Annotated in this window: 13 protein-coding genes; all 13 read left to right on the top strand. The window is 64.4% G+C overall.

What is annotated here, in order from left to right; genetic code table 11:
- Positions 1–10 precede the first annotated feature (10 nt).
- The gene (gene leuB / locus BKX93_RS04375; protein ID WP_070978870.1) at positions 11–1,075 is read left to right on the top strand and encodes a 3-isopropylmalate dehydrogenase; all 1,065 of its coding nucleotides are present in this window, start codon (positions 11–13) and stop codon (positions 1,073–1,075) included.
- A gap of 212 nt (positions 1,076–1,287) precedes the next feature.
- The gene (locus tag BKX93_RS04370) at positions 1,288–2,163 is read left to right on the top strand and encodes an ankyrin repeat domain-containing protein (protein WP_070978868.1); all 876 of its coding nucleotides are present in this window, start codon (positions 1,288–1,290) and stop codon (positions 2,161–2,163) included.
- Positions 2,164–2,509: 346 nt separating this feature from the next.
- On the top strand, positions 2,510–2,734 hold the full coding sequence (locus BKX93_RS04365; protein ID WP_244887238.1) for a DUF3955 domain-containing protein: 225 nt from the start codon (positions 2,510–2,512) through the stop codon (positions 2,732–2,734).
- 500 nt (positions 2,735–3,234) lie between these two features.
- On the top strand, positions 3,235–4,341 hold the full coding sequence (asd, locus tag BKX93_RS04360) for an aspartate-semialdehyde dehydrogenase (protein ID WP_083340437.1): 1,107 nt from the start codon (positions 3,235–3,237) through the stop codon (positions 4,339–4,341).
- Positions 4,342–4,470: 129 nt separating this feature from the next.
- Positions 4,471–5,481 (top strand): aspartate-semialdehyde dehydrogenase, encoded by a 1,011-nt coding sequence (locus tag BKX93_RS04355; protein WP_046156996.1) that lies wholly within the window; start codon positions 4,471–4,473, stop codon positions 5,479–5,481.
- A 148-nt stretch (positions 5,482–5,629) separates the two neighbouring features.
- Positions 5,630–7,897 (top strand): motility hub landmark protein FimV, encoded by a 2,268-nt coding sequence (locus BKX93_RS04350; RefSeq protein WP_483294887.1) that lies wholly within the window; start codon positions 5,630–5,632, stop codon positions 7,895–7,897.
- A gap of 58 nt (positions 7,898–7,955) precedes the next feature.
- Positions 7,956–8,327, top strand: coding sequence for a hypothetical protein (locus tag BKX93_RS24500; protein ID WP_145929261.1), 372 nt, complete (start codon positions 7,956–7,958; stop codon positions 8,325–8,327).
- Positions 8,328–8,407: 80 nt separating this feature from the next.
- Positions 8,408–10,849, top strand: coding sequence for a type IV pilus assembly protein FimV (locus BKX93_RS04345; RefSeq protein WP_145929260.1), 2,442 nt, complete (start codon positions 8,408–8,410; stop codon positions 10,847–10,849).
- Positions 10,850–11,018: 169 nt separating this feature from the next.
- Positions 11,019–11,807: a tRNA pseudouridine(38-40) synthase TruA gene (gene truA / locus BKX93_RS04340; RefSeq protein WP_046156994.1), complete on the top strand. Its 789-nt coding sequence runs from the start codon at positions 11,019–11,021 to the stop codon at positions 11,805–11,807.
- 31 nt (positions 11,808–11,838) lie between these two features.
- Positions 11,839–12,462: a phosphoribosylanthranilate isomerase gene (locus BKX93_RS04335; RefSeq protein WP_046166614.1), complete on the top strand. Its 624-nt coding sequence runs from the start codon at positions 11,839–11,841 to the stop codon at positions 12,460–12,462.
- Complete coding sequence (gene trpB, locus BKX93_RS04330) at positions 12,449–13,651, top strand: tryptophan synthase subunit beta (RefSeq protein WP_021476002.1); 1,203 nt, start codon at positions 12,449–12,451, stop codon at positions 13,649–13,651. Before BKX93_RS04335 ends, trpB begins: the two co-directional genes overlap by 14 nt.
- 11 nt (positions 13,652–13,662) lie before the next feature.
- Positions 13,663–14,451 (top strand): tryptophan synthase subunit alpha, encoded by a 789-nt coding sequence (gene trpA / locus BKX93_RS04325; protein ID WP_021476003.1) that lies wholly within the window; start codon positions 13,663–13,665, stop codon positions 14,449–14,451.
- A 75-nt stretch (positions 14,452–14,526) separates the two neighbouring features.
- Positions 14,527–15,396, top strand: coding sequence for an acetyl-CoA carboxylase, carboxyltransferase subunit beta (accD, locus tag BKX93_RS04320; protein WP_021476004.1), 870 nt, complete (start codon positions 14,527–14,529; stop codon positions 15,394–15,396).
- The last annotated feature ends 9 nt before the right edge of the window (positions 15,397–15,405 follow it).

Genomic DNA, 15,405 nt, shown 5'->3' with positions numbered 1-15,405 from the left:
AGGAGCATTCATGAAGATCGCCATTCTGCCGGGAGACGGCATCGGTCCCGAAATCATCGCCCAGACGGAGCGCGTGCTGGACGTGCTGCGCCGCGATGGCCTGAAGATGGAAACCGAACACGCGCCGCTGGGCGGCGCCGCCTACGACCAGTACGGCGCGCCGTATCCGGAAGCCACGCAGAAGCTGGCGCGCGAAGCCGATGCGGTGCTGCTGGGCGCGGTGGGCGGTCCTGCCTACGACAAGCTGGATCGGCCGCTGCGCCCCGAGCGCGGCCTGCTGGCCATCCGCAAGGACCTGGGCCTGTTCGCCAATCTGCGGCCGGCCATCCTGTACCCCGAGCTGGCCAACGCGTCCACACTGAAGCCGGAAGTGGTGTCCGGGCTGGACATCATGATCGTGCGCGAGCTGACCGGCGACATCTACTTCGGCCAGCCGCGCGGCATCGCCGTCAACGAGCTGGGCGAGCGCGAGGCCTACAACACCATGCGCTACAGCGAGAGCGAAGTGCGCCGCATCGCCCATGTCGCCTTCGGCATCGCCATGAAGCGCAACCGCAAGCTGTGCTCGGTGGACAAGGCCAATGTGCTGGAAACCACCGAGTTCTGGAAAGAAATCATGATCGAGGTGGCCAAGGAGTACCCGCAAGTGGAGCTCAGCCACATGTATGTCGACAACGCGGCGATGCAACTGGTGCGCAATCCGAAGCAATTCGACGTGATGGTCACCGGCAACATCTTCGGCGACATCCTGTCCGACGAAGCCTCCATGCTGACCGGCTCCATCGGCATGCTGCCGTCGGCATCGCTGGACCAGAACAACAAGGGCCTGTACGAGCCCAGCCATGGCTCGGCGCCGGACATCGCCGGCCAGAACCTGGCCAACCCGCTGGCCACCATCCTGTCCGCCGCGATGATGCTGCGCTACAGCTTCGGCCAGGAAGCCGCCGCGCAGCGCGTGGAAAACGCGGTGAAGAAGGTGCTGGCACAAGGCTACCGCACCGGCGACATTTACGAAGCCGGCTGCGAGAAGGTCAGCTGCTCCGGCATGGGCGACGCGGTGGTGGCGGCGATGTGATGCTGCTTGTCCGCTGATTGACGCGAGTGGCGCGATCCGGTTAAGGATCGCGCCATTTTCATTTATATTTTCCGATTGCTTGTATGCTGGGCTCGTGTGCAAGCTCCAGTACCTATTCAGCTTGATCGTTTTTATTCTGCAGAGCTGAACTAGCGCAGTGAAACGGGGAGAAGATGAGGATTCTGTGGAGTTGGATCGCGGCAGGCATATTAATGGGCATGCTGAATGCCCCGGCCGAAGCCGGCTTATGGGGAACCACCTGTGCCAGGCGCAGCTTGGACGAGGCTTACCGCAATCCACAGGCGGTGGCACTGGTGAAGGCCGCCGTTCATGGCGATGTTGAAACCGTGACGCGGCTGGCGGCGGCGGCGCCGGGCTTGGTTAATACGCTGGAGGACGGCGCGGTGCCGCCGCTGCTGTGGGCGATTTGCGCCGACAATGTGGAAGGCTTCGAAGCGTTGCTCAAAGCCGGCGCCGATCCCAATCTGGGCGGCAACGGCCATGGCCCGGGCGACGGCAAGGGCCATGGCCGGATGGAGGACGGCACGCTGATCCGCGAGGGCTGGTCCGCCATGCTGTTGGCGGCGGGCTCCGGCAACCCGGAGTTTTTGCGGCTGGCGCTTCGCTACGGCGGCGATGTCAACGCGGCCAAGGGCAAACGGGTGGAACCCAATCAGCCACTGTTGCAGGCGGCCTATCATGGGTTATTCGATAACGTGAAGACGCTAATTGCGGCTGGGGCGGATATCAATGCGAGGGATATAGAGTACTCTACGCCGGAGTATGCCATGGCGATAAGGGGAAGGTTCGATATTGCAGTTTGGCTGCTGCAGCAGGGCTATCACTATGATTTGCAGCGTTTGGCTTTGGTGGCGGAGATCCGCCAGGTTCCTTTGAATAGCCCATTGCAGCGCAGCAAGGAGCAGTTGATCAATATGCTGCGCGCCCAGGGCCTGGTCTTCCCACGTCGGCCCCTGAACTTGCGGGCATTGAAAGAACGCGACATCCCGCCCGAGGCGGTGGAGGATTTGATCATGGGCCGCAAGCTGGTATGGCAGTTTCCGCTCAAGTCCGAGCCGCCGCGTTAATGGATGGGAGTAAGATTTTTTAGACCTTCCGGCTAAGTCTCCCACGCCTTTCTTCGTCAGGTTGGGCTGAGCTTGCGAAGCCCAACATTCACCGCGATATAAAACGATCAATGTTTATGGGGTTGTGAACGCCCTTGGTAAATGTTGAGTTTCACTTCCTTCAATACAAATTCCGGTTCTGGCCGCGCGGCCAAAGCCCAAGAACCGGTCTGCTCTGCCAAGCTGAGCTGGATGATGGAGGTTGATGGGGGCGGTATGGACTAAAGCATGGAACTCGGAGCGGGAAATCGGGACTGAGACTTATCCGCTACCTAGGTCTGGAATTATGTCCCGCTCCTTGAAATCCTTGCTGATCATTGTTGCGCTGTTGGCGGCTGCCGGATTGGCCTGTCTGGGCGCCGCCGGTCTGATGGGTTCCCATGTGGACGCCAACGGTGTGCTGCGCGAACCCTTTGCGCTGATTGCCGGCGGCAGCTTGCTGATCGTCGCCAGCGCCGTTGTCGCCGCCGGCTATTTGATGTGGCAAGGGTTGGCGGCCTGCTTTGCCCGCAAGCGCAGGTTTTACCGTTAGGCGCAGCTAACAAACGCTTGATACTGGCTTGTGCTGCCTTGGCGGCACTGCTGGTACTGCCTGTGTCGGCTCGCCTTGTCTCAGGCGTTTCGCCGGGTTTGGTTGACGGGCCTAAGCTTGGCAGACGGTTTGTCGTGATGCCGCGTATTCTTGCCGCATGGTTCCCTCTCTAGCTAGGCGAAGCTTGAGCCAGACATTCCGCGTGATTTCCTCAGCACTCAGGCGGGGTTTTCGAGTGGTCTCAACCTTGATCGACAGCTTGATGGCGATGTCCTCCAAGCTGTCTAGACACCACTCGGGCGGAGGCTGAATGCCTGCTGGCACGCTGTTCATTACAGCTTAATCATTTGTTCTGCGGAACTTCACAATAAAAACGATTTACCCCATTGCCTGCCGTCTTGGCGCGCTGCACAATGGGGTAACAAAAATTTAACCGCCGCGCCGGCGTCAGCCGCGCGGCGGCAACGATTCGGACTTAGGACAGACTCGGGAGATTTCCAGTGAGAGTAGGCTTTGTAGGCTGGCGTGGCATGGTCGGTTCCGTGCTGATGCAGCGCATGCGCGAGGAAAACGATTTCGCGGTGATCGCGGAACCGGTGTTCTTCACCACCTCCAATGTCGGCGGCAAGGCGCCGGACATCGGCCGGGATGTTCCGCCGCTGAAAGACGCCGGCGACATCGACGAGTTGAAGGCGATGGACGTGATCGTCACCTGCCAGGGCGGCGATTACACCACCGAGGTGTACGGCAAGCTGCGCGCCGCCGGCTGGAAGGGCTACTGGATCGACGCCGCCTCCACGCTGCGGATGCAGGAAGACTCCATCATCGTGCTGGACCCGGTCAACCGCGAGCTGATCGACAAGGGCGTGGCCAACGGCGTCAAGGATTACATCGGCGGCAACTGCACCAACTCCATCATGCTGATGGGCATGAACGGCCTGTTCCGCGAAGGCTTGGTCGACTGGGTGTCGTCCATGACCTACCAGGCGGCTTCCGGCGGCGGCGCCAACCACATGCGCGAATTGCTCAAGGGCATGGGTGCGATCCACTCCACCGTGGCCGACGAGCTGGCCACGCCGTCGTCCGCCATTCTGGAGATCGACCGCAAGGTGGCCAAGGCCATCCGCGAGGACCTGCCGACCGAATACTTCGGCGCGCCGTTGGCCGGCGGCCTGATTCCGTGGATCGACAAGCAGCTGGACAATGGCCAGTCCAAGGAAGAATGGAAGGGCCAGGCCGAGGTCAACAAGATTCTCGGCACCTCCAGCGTGGTGCCGGTGGACGGCTTGTGCGTGCGCATCGGCGCGATGCGTTGCCACAGCTTGGCGCTGACCGTGAAGCTGAAGCAGGATCTGCCGCTGTCCGAGATCGAATCCATCATCAAGTCCGGCAACGACTGGGTGAAATGGGTGCCGAACGATCGCGAGATTTCGGTCAAGGAGCTGACGCCGGCCGCCATCACCGGCGGGCTGGAAGTGGGCGTCGGCCGCGTGCGCAAGATGAATATGGGCGGCGAGTATCTGTCTGCCTTCGTGATCGGCGACCAGCTGCTGTGGGGCGCGGCCGAGCCGCTGCGCCGCATGCTGCGTATCCTGATCGAGCGCTGACGGGTAGAATAGGCGCGAGCCTGGGCCGGCTTTGCCGGCCTTCACAGCATTCAAGGGCACTTCGGTGCCCTTTTCGCATTGCAATGCCGGCGCGGAAGACGCCGCCGGCGGTAACGATAGGAACAAGTTATGTCGACTTCTTTGCAGATCGCCGTTGTGGGCGCCACCAGCCTGGTGGGCCAAGCCGTGCTGGAACTCCTGGCCGCGCGCAGCTTCCCGGCCGCCCGCGTGTTCGCCGTGGACACCGTCGAGCAGGACGGCAGCACCGTATCGCTGGGCAATCTGGAGCTGGACGTGCACATGGTGGACGAATTCAACTTCGAGAATGTCGGCCTGGCCATTTTCGCCGCCGGCGGCGACATCTCGCGTCAGTATGTTCCGCAGGCGCGCGACGCCGGCGCCGCGGTGGTGGACTTCAGCTCCGCCTTCCGCGGCGACGCGGGCGTGCCGCTGGTGGCGCCGGCCATCAACGCCCTCGAACTGGAAGACCTGGGCCGCGCGCCGCTGGTGGCCGTGCCCAATTGCACGGTCACGCCGCTGGCGTTGGCTTTGGCGCCGCTCGCGCCGCTGGGCATCGCCCGCGTGACCGTGGCCACCTACCAGGCGGTGTCCGGCAGCGGCCAGAAGGCGATGGAAGAGATGGCGGAGCAGACCACCGCGCTGTTCTCGCACCGCGACGCGGAAGTCAGCGTCTACGCCAAGCGCATCGCCTTCAACGTGCTGCCGCAGATCGGCGACGTGGACGATAACGGCGATTCGGAAGAGGAACGCTCGGTCCGCGACGAGACCGCCCGCCTGCTGAAGCTGAAGCCTGAACAACTGGAAGTCACCTGCGCCCGCGTGCCGGTGTTCTTTGGCCATTCCTGGGCGATTCAAGTCGAATTGCATGAAGAGTTTGACCTCGAACAAGCGCGGACACGCCTCAAGGCGGCAGGATTGCAGGTGGTCGGCAGCGAACAGCATGGCGGCTACGTGACGCCGATGGAGGCCACCGGCAACGAGATGGTGTGGATCAGCCGACTGCGCAAGCAGGGCAAGACGCTGAGCCTGTGGGTATCGGCCGACAACGTCAAGGCCGGCGCGGCGCTGCACTGCGTGCGCATCGCTGAAATCCTTGCTGGGCAAAGCGCCTTGATGTAATTGACGCGCACGGCATGCCTAGCCGGCATTGGTTGTGAAATCTAGCTAAACGACGTGCAAGGGCCTAAGATTGCAACAGTTGCACACTCATCCCGAAGGGATGGGCGCCGATAACATATGATAATGCGACCGTGCCGGAAGGTAGACAGTGAGAAATCAGGGAAAAATCAAGCTTGGCGTGCTATTGATCGGCCTAGCGTACTCTGCGTGCGCCTGGTCTGGTTTGGGGAAAATACATGTTCGCTCCAATCTGGGCGAACTATTGAAGGCCGACATCGAGATGACCGGCGTGCAGCCGACGGAGCTTGACGCCGTCAGGGTGGGGCTGGCGGGCATCGAAACCTTCCAGGCCTTGAATGTCGATTACGCCAGTTCCTTGTCTTCCTTGCGCTTCGCGCTGAGCCCCAATACGCGCGGCGCGATGATACGCGTCAGCTCCACTCAGCCCATCAACGATCCCTATCTGCGTTTCGTGGTCGAGGCCAAGGCGCCGTCCGGCCGCTCGGTCCGCGAATATACGGTGCTGCTTGACCCCGCCAACTACACGGCGCAAAACATCGTCCAGGACGTGCCCAGCTATGCCGACAGCGACCAGGCCAGCCGCTATCGCCAGGCTGCTCCAGCCAAGACGGCGCCTGGCGCGCCGCGCGAGCTGACGGTGCGCCAGGGCGCCACGCTGCGCTCCTTGGCGGCCAAGGTCAAGCCCAAGGGCGCGTCGTTGCGGCAGGTCATGGCCGCCTTGGTTCAGGCCAATCCAGATGCTTTCGCCGATGGCGACGTCAGCCATCCCAAGCCAGGCTCGACGCTGCAAGTGCCATCCGCGCGCAAGATGCGCGCGCTGTCGGCCAGCCAGGTGGCCGGCATTCTGGGCGAACCCGCTCCGGCGGCGCAGGCTTCGTCTGCGGGCGGCCAGGCCAGCGCGCCGGCGGGCAAGGGCGGCGATGTGCTCAAGCTGGCGCCGGGAGACGGCTCGGACAACGCCAAGCTCAACGACCTGCAGCAGCAGATCACGGCCCGGGAAAAGGCTCTGCAGGACGCCACCACCCGCATCGCGGCGCTGGAGCAGCAATTGAAAGCGTTGCAGAGCAGCCTGCAAATGCCGGGCGCCAAGCTGGAGTCCATTCCGCCCGCTGCCGCGTCGGCGCCGCCCAGCGCCTTGATGACGGCGAGCGCTCCGCATGAGGCCGTCGCGGCCAGCGCGCCCAAGCCGGCGCCCAAGCCAGTGGAAAAAACCCATCCCAAGCCGGCGTCCGCGCACCCCGCGCCGCCGCCGCCATCGCTGATGAGCAGGGTGCTGGGGTATCTGCCGCTGATCGGAGGCGGCGTCGCCGGCGTAGGCTTGCTGGGGTTGCTTGGCGTCATGATCGCCAGGCGGCGCAAGGTGGCTGACGAGAATGCCGGCAGCGCCGCGTTAGGCCGCAGCACGGTGGCTGGGCATGACGCCAACGCCGCAGGCGGCAGCAATTCCTTCATGAGCAACTTCACCCAGGCCGCCGGCGCCATCGACGCGGCGGAAGTCGACCCCGTGGCGGAGGCCGAGGTGTACATCGCCTATGGCCGCGATCAGCAGGCCGAGGAAATCCTCAAGGACGCGCTGCAGAAGGATCCGTCGCGCCATGAGGTCAGAATGAAGCTGATGGAGGTGTATGCGGCCAGGCCGGATGTCGCAAACTTCGAGCGGCTGGCCAAGGAGATGCATGCCGCCTTCGACGGCAAGGGCGCGCTGTGGGCCAAGGCGGCGGCCCTGGGCCGAGCCATCGATCCGGGCAACGCCCTGTATCAGGCGGATGCCGGCGAGCCGGAGTCCGCGCCTGCGACAGCGGGCGGCGAGGTGATAGATCTGGATCAGGAGTTGTTCGGCGACGAAGCGCCCGCGGCCATCGAGGCCGCGCCGGCGCCGGCATCGCCGGTCGCGGAGGAGGCGGATCCGCTGGCGGCGTTGTTCGATGCGCCGCCTGGCGGCGATGCGGCGCCGGAGCCGGAAGCCAATGCGCTGGATTTCGATCTGGACGCCATGCTGACGGCGGAGCCCGAGGCGGGCGAGACCAAGGCGCCGGAGCCGGAGGCCAATATGCTGGACTTCGATTTCAATCTGGATGCCGCGCCGGCGGTGGAGGCCAAGCCGGCGGAGGCCCCAGGCGCAACCGGGCTGGAGTCCTTGTACGAGGACATGCTGGCGGAAGAGCCTTCGGCGGCAGGGGGCGCGCAGCCTGCCGACTCCGCCCCGAACGAAGCGAAAGCGGAAGGCGTGTCGGTGATGGACGACCCCTTGGCCACCAAGCTGGATCTGGCCAAGGTTTACCTGGACATGGGCGATCGCGAGGGCGCGCGCGAGGTTTTGCAGGACTTGCTGGGCGAGGCTCAGGGGCAGCTCAAGGAGGAGGCCCAGGCCTTGCTCGATAAGATCAGCGCCTGATGAATTGCCCGCCGCGAGGCAAAAACCGTCTGCAGCCATGCGCTCAGGCGGTTTTTTCATGCTCGGATTTTTACGCGGCGGATGGCGAATCGCGAGAGCGGGAGCCTGGTTTCATGACGCGGGCAATTGGTTTTTCATTTTGGCTGAATTGGAAAATGCCACGTGTTTGCTTGCCGTGAAGGCATCGAATGCGTCAGCCGCGCCTCGGCAAAAAGCGCAAAAAGATGGGAAGGGTAAATCTGTTCTTTGGATGCCGGGGATTTGCATGCGCGGCGAGCGGATGCGTTGGCGGATGGTCTGCCGGCGGCGCTGCGGCGGGCGTTTGGAACGCCCGGAGTCCGGTATTGCGTTTCGCATGGGATTGTCAGGCGAAAGTGCTATAAGGTTTAATTATGCGTTTTTGCAAAACGCCGGCCGCCTTGATGGATAAGGGCCTTCGGAGCAAAAGGTGGGTATTTTTCCGCCGGGCCGGGTTGTATCATGCATGCAAGAAGATTGGGAACATCAACGATGGCTGCAAACTTTCGCAAGACAGGCTTGGCGCTGCTGCTGGCGGGCATGGGAAGCATTTACGCGGCGCATGCGGGATTGGGGCCGATACGCGTGCTTTCGGCGGACGGAGAATCGTTCGCCGCTGAAATACCGGTCGTCAACGAGGATATCGAAGACCTTGCCCAGGTGAATCTGGCTGATCGCAACAGTTATCCGCTGCTTTCCCCTTACAGCGGTTCCGCGCCGGTTTTGCATTTCAATCTGGTGCGCAGCAGCGATGGCCGCATCAGCAAGGTGCAGGTCAAAGGCCCGGCGAGCTTCGGCGAACCCTTGTTGCGCTTCGCTGTGGAGGTGCGCTGGCCTGCGGGCAGCCTGGTTCGCGAGTTCGAGGTGGATTACAAGCGCGATGGGCCGCGGCGCAAGGCGCCGGCTCCCGCCGACGGGGACGACGACAAGCGCCATGCCGCGACGCCGGACCAGGGGTCCAGGCTGGACGGCGCGGGTTTGGGCGATATTCGCGTCAGCTCCCGTCTGGGAGAGCCGCTGATCGCCGAGCTGCCTTTGCTGGGCGGCGCTTTCGACAAGTCGGAGCAACTGCGGGTGGCGATTCTGCCGGATGCCGCGCAAGGCGTGGCGATGAAGGAGCAGCTGTCGCAAGTCGCGTCCATTTCGCATCAACTGGATCGTTCGGCCAGCGGGCGCCGCGTGTTGCGACTGTCGTCGTCGATGCCGATCACCCAGCCGAGGTTGTCGTTCCGGATCGAGGTGGTTGCCGGGGATGTCAGGGCGCAAAAGACTTATAGCCTGACGCTGGACGGCGCAGCGGCCAAGAGCGGCGCGGATGCGGCCAGATCCGTCGCCAAGCCGGAGGCGAGGCCTGCCGGCTCTGAGGCGGCGTCTAGCGGCAAGACCTACCAGGTGAAAAGAGGCGATACCCTGTCGGGAATCGCCATGAAGATGAGCGGCCAGGCGCGCGGCGAGGATGTGGCGGGGCGGCTGTTGCGGGACAACCCCGAGGCCTTCGTCGACGGCGACGCCAATCGCCTGCTGGCGGGCGCGGAGCTGCATTATCCGAGCGGCTGGACGATGCCGGAAGCGGCGAAGGGCGCGGGCAAGCAGGAGGAGGCGAAGGACGCCGCCAAGTCGGGCAGCATGGCCAAACTGCTGGCGGAAGGGCATCAGGCCGATCTGGCGAAGTCCCACCCGGCCAAGGCGGCGGCCCAGCCTGAAACCAAGCCGGCGGCGAAGCCCGTTCCGGAGTCGAAGCCTGCCGCCCAGACGGCATCATCGCCGCAGGCGCTGGCGGCCGAGCGCCGCATGCGCGACATGCTGATGAAGCAGGAGCAGGCGCTGAAGCAGACCGAGCAAAGAGCCAGGGCGCTGGAGGAGAAGATTCGCTCGCTCCAGCAAGCCAAGAGCAAACCCTCTGCCGCATCCGCGCCGTCCGCGGGCGTGGCGGCAGCCGGCAAGCAGGAGGGCGTCAAGCCGGCGCCAGCCGCGCCCAAGCCCGCAGCCGAAAAGCCCGAGGCGCAGGCCGCTCGGAAGGAAGAGCCGCCGGAGACGCCGGCAGTCAAGCCGGAGGTTCCAGCTTTGCATGGGCCGCCGGAACTGCTTCAGTCTCCCGAGAGCAGGCACGAGCCGGTCATGCCGCGTGAGGCGGCGCCTCCGTCTGCGCCAGCGCGCGGCGCGACGGCCGCCGGCCCGATGGCGGCGTTGAGCGACCGGGATGTGCAAATCAAGCTGGGCGGCGCGGCCGCCGCGCTGGGATTGGTGGCGCTGCTGCTGATCCGCCGTCGCCGCGCCGCCGCCGCTGGCCAGGACGCTGGCGGCGGCGCAGGCAATGACGCCGAATCCGCCAAGATGCAGTTGAAGCCGCTGACCTCGCTGATGAGTTCGTTGAAGAGCGATGAGGGCATAGACCTGGGCGCCGTCGACGTGATGGCCGAGGCTGAGGTCTATCTGGCTTATGGGCGGGACGACCAGGCTTTGCTGATTCTGCGCGAGGGCCTGGCGAAAGAGCCCTTGAGGCAGGATCTGCGCTACAAATTGCTGGAAGTGCTGGCGGCCCAGCCTGACAAGGAGGCGTTCATCGAGGAGGCTGTCGCCACCCAGGGCATGTTCAGCCAGGACAGCACCCTGTGGCAGCGGGTCAGCGAGCTGGGCCGCGCCCAATTGCCCGATCATCCCTTGTTCGCCAGGGCGTCCGGCGCGGAGCCGCAAATCGCCGCGCCCAAGGCCGCGGCGCCCGAGCCGCGCCCCGCGATAGCGGTTCCTCCGCCCGAGGTTCCGGCGGCCGCGCCTGTCGCCGCGAAAGCGCCTCCCGCTCCGCCGCCGGCAATGGAGGCGCCGATCGAGGGGACCGAGGATGTCGAGAAAATGGAGCTGGCCAAGCTCTATATGGAAATGGGCGACAAGGAAACCGCCGAGCTGTTGATGCGTGAGGCCCAGCACGGCCGCTAAGCGCGTGGGCGGGAGTGGCCAATGGCACCGGTTTCGGCCGGTGCCATTTGTTTTTGTATTGAGGCGACGCGTGTGGCGCAAACCGGGCCGGATAGGATAAAGTGGGTGCTTTATCGCTCTGGGCGAGGCTTTGCCCGGCCGGAGCGTGGCAATGAATGGATGAGTGGGTATGAGAATCGCGCTCGGCATCGAGTATGACGGTCGGGCGTTCGCCGGCTGGCAGACCCAGCCGCACGGCAACACGGTACAGGACAGGCTGAATCAGGCATTGGGGCAGATCGCCGGCAACCGCGAAGTGGCCACCCACGCCGCCGGCCGCACCGATGCCGGCGTGCATGCCGCGATGCAGGTGGTCCATTTCGATACCGATGCGACGCGTCCGCTCAATGCCTGGGTAAGAGGCGTCAACGCTTTGCTGCCGCCCGAGGTGGCAGTGGTGTGGGCGCGCGAAGTCGGCGACGAATTCCATGCCAGGTTCTCCGCGTTTTCCCGCAGCTACAGCTATTTCCTGCTGACCCATCCGGTCCGCTCCTGCCTGCTGGCGGGCAAGGTGGGCTGGTATCACCAGGCGCTGGATGTGGCGGCGATGCGCGAGGCGGCGGCCAGGCTGCTGGGGCGGCATGATTTTTCCAGTTTCCGCGCGTCGGAGTGCCAGGCGAAGTCGCCGGTCAAGGATCTGCAGCAACTGGATATCGTCGAGTCCGACGGACTGCTGCGTTTCGATTTGAACGCCGACGCCTTTCTGCACCACATGGTGCGCAACATCGTCGGCGCGCTGCTGTACGTAGGCAAAGGGGCGTTGAGCCCTGACGACATGCAGGCCTTGCTGGCGGCGCGCGACCGCACCAGCGCGCCGCCCACCTTCATGCCGGATGGCTTGTATCTGACCGGCGTGGGTTATCCGGACGAGTTCGCGCTGCCGTCCCGCTGCGAGGCGGCGCGGCTCAGGCTGCGCTGAAGTACAACCCTTATCGAGCGGGGCACAGGACATCGTGGTCAGAATCAAGATTTGCGGCATCACCCGGCCGGAGGACGGCGTCGAGGCGGCCCGCCTGGGGGCGGACGCCGTCGGACTGGTGTTTTACGACAAGAGCCCGCGCAATGTGTCGATTGAACAGGCGCGCGCGGTGATCGCCGCGCTGCCGCCCTTCATCAGCGTGGTGGCCTTGTTCGTCAATCCCGAGCGCGAGTGGGTGGAGCGGGTGTTGGCCGGCTGCGCGATCGACGTGCTGCAGTTCCACGGCGAGGAGAGCGCTGAGTTCTGCCGCGCTTTCCATCGGCCTTACCTGAAGGCGGTGAGGGTGAAGCCGGGCGTGGACCTGCTGGAGTGGGCGGGCCGTTATCCCGATGCGCGGGGCCTGCTGACCGACGCTTTCGTCGAAGGCGCGCACGGCGGCACCGGCGCCACTTTCGACTGGACCCTGTTGCCGGACGATCTGCCCTTGCCGCTGATCCTGTCCGGGGGGCTGGACGAACAGAACATTATCGAAGCCGTGCGCCGGGTGAAGCCGGCCGCGGTGGACGTCTCCAGCGGAGTGGAGGCGTCCAAGGGAATCAAATCCGCCGCCAGAATGGCGGCCTTCATATCAGGAGCAAGACATGGATCGGTATGATTTTCCGGATGCGCAGGGCCATTTCGGCCCTTACGGCGGCGTCTACGTCGCCGAAACCTTGATGGTGGCGCTGGATCAGCTGAAAGAAGAATACGCCCGCGTGAAGGCCGATCCGACGTTCTGGCAGGAGTTCCATCATGAACTCAAGCATTATGTCGGCCGCCCCAGCCCGGTCTACCATGCCAAGCGCTGGTCCGAGCAGTTGGGCGGCGCGCAGATCTGGTTCAAGCGCGAAGACCTGAACCACACTGGCGCCCACAAGATCAACAACGCCATCGGCCAGGCGCTGCTGGCCCGCCGCATGGGCAAGAAGCGCGTGATCGCGGAAACCGGCGCCGGCCAGCACGGCGTGGCCACCGCCACCGTCGCCGCCCGCTACGGCATGGAGTGCGTGGTGTACATGGGCGCGGAGGACGTCAAGCGCCAGTCGCCCAATGTGTTCCGGATGAAGCTGCTGGGCGCCACCGTGGTGCCGGTGGAGTCCGGCTCCAAGACGCTGAAGGATGCGCTGAACGAAGCGATGCGCGACTGGGTGACGAATGTCGATTCCACCTTCTACATTCTCGGCACCGCGGCCGGCCCGCATCCGTATCCGATGCTGGTTCGCGATTTCGTATCGGTAATCGGCGCGGAATCCAAGATCCAGATGCCGGAGGTGATAGGCCGCCAGCCCGATGTGGTGGTGGCTTGCGTGGGCGGCGGATCCAACGCGATCGGCATGTTCCATCCCTATATCGACGTGCCGGGCGTGCGCATGGTGGGCGTGGAGGCGGGCGGCCACGGCGTTTCCAGCGGCAAGCACGCGGCGCCGATCTCCTCAGGCGCGCCGGTGGGCGTGCTGCACGGCTCCAAGAGCTATCTGATGCAGGACGCGGACGGCCAGATCATCGAGACCCATTCGGTATCGGCCGGGTTGGATTATCCCGGCGTGGGGCCGGAGCATTGCCACTTGAAAGACATCGGCCGCGCCGAATACGTGTCGATCGACGACGACGAGGCGCTGCGCGCCTTCCACGACTGCTGTCATCTGGAGGGCATCATCCCGGCGCTGGAATCCAGCCACGCGCTGGCCTGGGCCGCCAAAGTCGCGCCGACCATGGGCAAGGACCAGGTGATTCTGGTCAATCTGTCCGGCCGCGGCGACAAGGACATCAATACCGTTGCCGGCCTGGCCGGCATCACGCTGTGAAGGGGGCGAGAATGTCACGCATTGCCAACTGTTTTGCCGAGCTCGCGGGCAAGAAAGCCCTGATTCCGTTCATCACCGCGGGAGATCCGCATCCCGGCCTGACCGTGTCGCTGATGCACGGACTGGTGGAAGGCGGCGCCGACATCATCGAGCTGGGCGTGCCGTTTTCCGACCCGATGGCCGATGGCCCGGTGATCCAGCGCGCGTCCGAGCGCGCGCTCAAGCACAAGGTGGGTTTGCGCCATGTGCTGGAGATGGTGGCCGAATTCCGTCGCGACAACGCAACGACGCCAGTGGTGCTGATGGGCTATCTGAATCCGCTGTGCGCGATGGGCTATACCGAATTTGCCGCCCGGGCCAAGGCGGCCGGCGTGGATGGCGCGCTGACGGTGGATTGTCCGCCGGAAGAGGCCGCCGAGCTTCAATCCGCGCTGGATGCCCAGGGTCTGGACACGGTGTTCCTGGTGGCGCCGACCACGCCGCCGTCGCGGGTGGCGGAAATCGCCAAATTGGCGCGCGGATACGTCTATTATGTGTCGCTGAAAGGCGTGACCGGCGCCGGACATCTGGACATTGAGGATGTAGCGCGTAAAATTGCTGCCCTCAGACAACAATTGCCGCTGCCGATAGGCGTGGGCTTCGGGATTCGCGACGCCGCGACTGCCAAGGCCATCGCGGCCGCCGCCGACGCGGTGGTGGTGGGCAGCAGGCTGGTGCAGGAAATTGAGGCGGCGACACCCGAAACTGCCAGAGAGCAGCTAACTCGTCTGGTAGCCGAATTGAAGGCTGCCATCCGCTAGAACACAGACGGGGGCGCATCGCCCCCGTCGCAATGTGGCCGGAGATATCCGGACACCCAGATTCAAGGAGTCAGCATGAGCTGGTTGAACAAGCTCCTCCCGCCGAAGATCAAGCGCGAAAACCGCGCCGACAAGCCTTCGGCGGTACCGGAGGGGCTTTGGAGCAAATGCCCGGAATGTGAAGCGGTACTGTATTACACCGATCTGGAAAACAACCTCCAGGTCTGCCCGAAGTGCAGCCACCACCACCCGTTGTCGGCGCGCCAGCGCCTGAACTTGCTGTTGGACGAAGAGGGACGGCGCGAAATCGGCGAAGAAGTGCGGCCGGTGGACATCCTGAAGTTCAAGGACAGCAAGAAGTACCCGGACCGCCTCACCGCTGCCAAGAGCGACACCGGCGAGGATGACGCGCTGGTGGTGATGCAGGGCAGCATCCATTCGCTGCCGGCGGTCGTGGCCGCGTTCGAATTCAAGTTCATCGGCGGTTCGATGGGCTCGGTGGTCGGCGAACGCTTCGTGCGCGGCGTGCAGGCCGCGGTGGAAGCCAAGGCGCCGTTCATCTGCGTGTCGGCCTCCGGCGGCGCGCGGATGCAGGAGGGCCTGAATTCGCTGATGCAGATGGCCAAGACCAGCGCCGCGCTGCAACTGCTGACCGAGCACAAGCTGCCCTTCATTTCGGTGCTGACCGATCCGACCATGGGCGGCGTGTCCGCATCCTTCGCCTTCCTGGGCGATGTGGTGATGGCCGAACCCAAGGCCCGCATCGGCTTCGCCGGCGCCCGAGTGATCGAGCAGACCGTGCGCGAAACGCTGCCGGAAGGCTTCCAGCGCGCAGAATTCCTGCTGGACAAGGGCGCGGTGGACATGGTGGTGGATCGCCGCGAGCTGAAGCGCAAGATCGCCGGGATGATCACGCTGCTGATGAAGGAGCCTGCCGCTGTTTGAGCGGCTCGC

Origin of the sequence: Chromobacterium vaccinii (genome assembly GCF_001855275.1) — a bacterium.
GTDB classification, from domain to species: Bacteria; Pseudomonadota; Gammaproteobacteria; order Burkholderiales; family Chromobacteriaceae; genus Chromobacterium; species Chromobacterium vaccinii.
Note: the sequence above shows the minus strand (reverse complement) of the source record. Positions and strands in the feature narration are given on the sequence as shown.

Bases quoted from the DNA above. Each gene is read 5' to 3' on its own strand.
- truA (WP_046156994.1), top strand. From the start codon at position 11,019: ATGAGAATCGCGCTCGGCATCGAGTATGACGGTCGGGCGTTCGCCGGC.
- trpA (WP_021476003.1), top strand. From the start codon at position 13,663: ATGTCACGCATTGCCAACTGTTTTGCCGAGCTCGCGGGCAAGAAAGCC.
- BKX93_RS04370 (WP_070978868.1), top strand. From the start codon at position 1,288: ATGGGCATGCTGAATGCCCCGGCCGAAGCCGGCTTATGGGGAACCACC.
- BKX93_RS24500 (WP_145929261.1), top strand. From the start codon at position 7,956: ATGCTCGGATTTTTACGCGGCGGATGGCGAATCGCGAGAGCGGGAGCC.
- BKX93_RS04355 (WP_046156996.1), top strand. From the start codon at position 4,471: ATGTCGACTTCTTTGCAGATCGCCGTTGTGGGCGCCACCAGCCTGGTG.
- trpB (WP_021476002.1), top strand. From the start codon at position 12,449: ATGGATCGGTATGATTTTCCGGATGCGCAGGGCCATTTCGGCCCTTAC.
- leuB (WP_070978870.1), top strand. From the start codon at position 11: ATGAAGATCGCCATTCTGCCGGGAGACGGCATCGGTCCCGAAATCATC.
- accD (WP_021476004.1), top strand. From the start codon at position 14,527: ATGAGCTGGTTGAACAAGCTCCTCCCGCCGAAGATCAAGCGCGAAAAC.
- BKX93_RS04345 (WP_145929260.1), top strand. From the start codon at position 8,408: ATGGCTGCAAACTTTCGCAAGACAGGCTTGGCGCTGCTGCTGGCGGGC.